Consider the following 2,968-nt stretch of genomic DNA (forward strand, 5'->3'; position numbering starts at 1 on the left):
TCGCGCCCGTCATCGCGTCGGCTCCTCCTCGCGACACGGCGGCGCGCGACGCCGCCTTCGTGGCGCTTGCGGCGGGTGAGTACGCGTGGCTGTTCGTCACGAGCGCCGCGAGCGTCGAGCAGCTCGCACGGCACGGCGTCACCGTCCCCGAGACGACGCGCATCGCGGCGGTGGGGCCGGCGACCGCCCGGGCGGTCGCGGCGATCGGGGCCGAGGCGGCGTTCGTCCCGCTCGGCGAGTCGTCGGCGGCGGCGATGGCGGCGCAGTGGTGCACCGATCGCGTGCCGGCAGACACCGGACGCTCCCTCGTCATCCGCTCCGACCTGGCCACGGCGGTCATCAGCGACGAATTGCAGGTGCGCGGATTCGCCGTCGACGTGTGCATCGGCTACCGGACGGTCGGCGTCGACCTGCCGGCATCCGTCGTCGCGGACCTGAGCTCCGGCGCGATCGACGTCGTGCTGCTCACGTCGCTGAGCGTCGCGCGCGAGCTGCGCCGCCAGGTCGGGCCGCTGCCGCCGTCGGTGCGGGTAGCCTCGATCGGGCCCGGCACGACGCACGATGCGCGGTCGATCGGCTTCGACGTGGCGCACACCGCACGCACCCAGAGCGTCGAGGCGCTGCTGGCCGAGCTCGACGCCGCGGATCCCCGCGTTGCACCACCCCGCCCGCGCGGCTGCGCGGACGATCCGAAAGGCATCCGATGACCGCGTTCCCCACCCGGCGCCTGCGCCGCCTGCGGCAGAGCCCCGCTCTGCGCCGCCTCGTCGCCGAGGCGCGGCTGCACCCGGCGCAGCTGATCCTCCCCGTCTTCGTCAAGGAGGGCATCCACACGCCGCAGCCGATCGCGAGCATGCCCGGTGTCAGCCAGCACCCGCTTTCCGCCGTGCCGGCGCTCGTCGAGGAGGCGGTTCAGGCGGGCCTCGGCGGCATCATGCTCTTCGGTGTGCCCGCCGTGCGCGACGCCGCCGGCAGCGGCGCGGTCGACCCCGACGGCATCCTCAACCGGGCGATCCGTGCCGCCGCCGAGGCTTCCGCCGGGCGGATCACGGTGCAGGCCGACCTGTGCCTCGACGAGTTCACCGACCACGGCCACTGCGGAGTGCTCGACGCTCGCGGCCGGGTCGACAACGACGCGACCCTGGAGGTTTACGGGCGGATGGCGCTCGCGCAGGCGGAGGCGGGCGCGGACATCCTCGGGCTGTCGGGCATGATGGACGGCCAGGTCGCCGCGTGCCGCACGGCGCTGGATGCCGCCGGCCGCAGCGACGTCGTCCTGCTCGCGTACGCGGCGAAGTACGCGTCGGCGTTCTACGGCCCGTTCCGCGACGCCGTCGAGTCGACGCTGCAAGGCGACCGCCGCACGTATCAGCTCGACGCCGCGAACGGCCGCGAGGGCGTGGCGGAGGCGCTCGCCGACATCGACGAGGGCGCCGACATCGTCATGGTCAAACCCGCAGGTCCCTATCTGGACGTGCTCGCCGAGGTCGCGGCGGTCTCGGCCGTGCCGGTGTGGGTGTACCAGGTGTCGGGCGAGTACGCGATGATCGAGCACGCGGCATCCGCCGGCCTCATCGACCGCGAACGTGCGATCGGCGAGAGCCTCATGGGCATCCGCCGCGCGGGCGGTGAGGCGATCCTCACCTACTGGGCGATCGAGGTCGCCGGGTGGCTGCGCGCGGACAGGGGGCTGGCGTGACCGGCAACGAGGAGCTGTTCGCCCGTTCCCGGGCCGTGATCCCGGGCGGCGTCGACTCGCCGGTGCGCGCGTACGGGTCGGTCGGCGGCACGCCGCGGTTCATCGTCTCGGCGTCGGGGGCGTCCGTGACGGATGCCGAGGGCCGCCGCTACATCGACCTCGTCGCCAGCTGGGGGCCGGCGCTGCTCGGCCACGCGCATCCCGAGGTCGTCGCCGCGGTGCAGGAGGCGGCCGCGCGCGGGCTGTCGTTCGGCGCGCCGACGGCTGCCGAAGCAGAGCTGGTCGAGGAGATCATCGCCCGCGTCCCGGAGGTCGCGGGGGAGCGCATCGTGCAGAGGGCACGGCTCGTCTCCACCGGCACCGAGGCGACGATGACCGCGATCCGCCTCGCGCGCGGGGCGACCGGTCGCGACCTGCTCGTGAAGTTCGCCGGGCACTACCACGGGCACTCCGACGGTCTGCTCGCCGCGGCAGGCTCGGGCCTTGCGACCTACGCGCTGCCGGGGTCGGCGGGGGTGCCGGCGCCCATCGCGGCGCAGACGCTCGTCGTGCCGTACAACGACCGTGCAGCGCTGGAGGAGGTGTTCCAGGCGCACCCCGGCCGGATCGCGGCGGTCATCACCGAGGCGGCGGCGGCGAACATGGGCGTGGTGGCACCGGCATCCGGGTTCACGACGTTCCTCGCGGACCTGTGCCGCAGCACAGGCGCGCTGCTGATCAGCGACGAGGTGCTGACGGGGTTCCGCGCCGCGGCGGGCGGGTACGCGCAGGTGCTCGCCGAGGCGGGCGAGCGCATCGCGCCCGACCTCGTGACCTTCGGCAAGGTGATCGGCGGGGGCCTGCCGGTGGCCGCCGTGGGCGGCCGCGCCGACATCATGGACCTGCTCGCGCCGGTCGGGCCGGTCTACCAGGCCGGGACTCTCAGCGGCAACCCGGTCGCGGTCGCGGCGGGCCTGGCGACGCTGCGGCTCGCCGACGACGCCGTGTACGCGCGGCTGGACCGGGCGTCGCAGGCGCTGTCGAGCGCGGTCGCCGCGGCGCTCGACGAGGCCGGGGTGCCGCACGTCGTGCAGCGCGCCGGCACGCTGTTCAGCGTGTTCTTCGGCGACGCGGTCGCCGGCGGCGTGCCCGACTACGCGACGGCGCAGGCGCAGGATGCCGCCGCGTACGGCCGGTTCTTCCACGCGATGCTGGATGCCGGGGTGTCGCTGCCGCCGTCGGCGTTCGAGGCCTGGTTCGTCACCGCCGCCCACGACGACGCCGTGATCG

The 2,968-nt window shown here is 74.8% G+C and carries 3 protein-coding genes; all 3 read left to right on the plus strand.

The window, feature by feature from the left end; all coding sequences use genetic code 11:
• Positions 1-707, plus strand: a 707-nt coding sequence (locus tag QM641_RS12760; protein ID WP_415117069.1) for a uroporphyrinogen-III synthase, incomplete at its 5' end; no start/stop codon positions are given.
• Positions 704-1,699: a porphobilinogen synthase gene (gene hemB, locus QM641_RS12765; RefSeq protein ID WP_415117071.1), complete on the plus strand. Its 996-nt coding sequence runs from the start codon at positions 704-706 to the stop codon at positions 1,697-1,699. The genes QM641_RS12760 and hemB, both read left to right, overlap by 4 nt.
• A partial coding sequence (locus tag QM641_RS12770; protein ID WP_415117073.1) for a glutamate-1-semialdehyde 2,1-aminomutase occupies positions 1,696-2,968 on the plus strand: 1,273 nt, incomplete at its 3' end. The genes hemB and QM641_RS12770, both read left to right, overlap by 4 nt.

This window comes from Microbacterium sp., from assembly GCF_047605725.1.
Taxonomy (GTDB): domain Bacteria; phylum Actinomycetota; class Actinomycetes; order Actinomycetales; family Microbacteriaceae; genus Microbacterium.

Bases quoted from the DNA above. Each gene is read 5' to 3' on its own strand.
- hemB (WP_415117071.1), top strand. From the start codon at position 704: ATGACCGCGTTCCCCACCCGGCGCCTGCGCCGCCTGCGGCAGAGCCCC.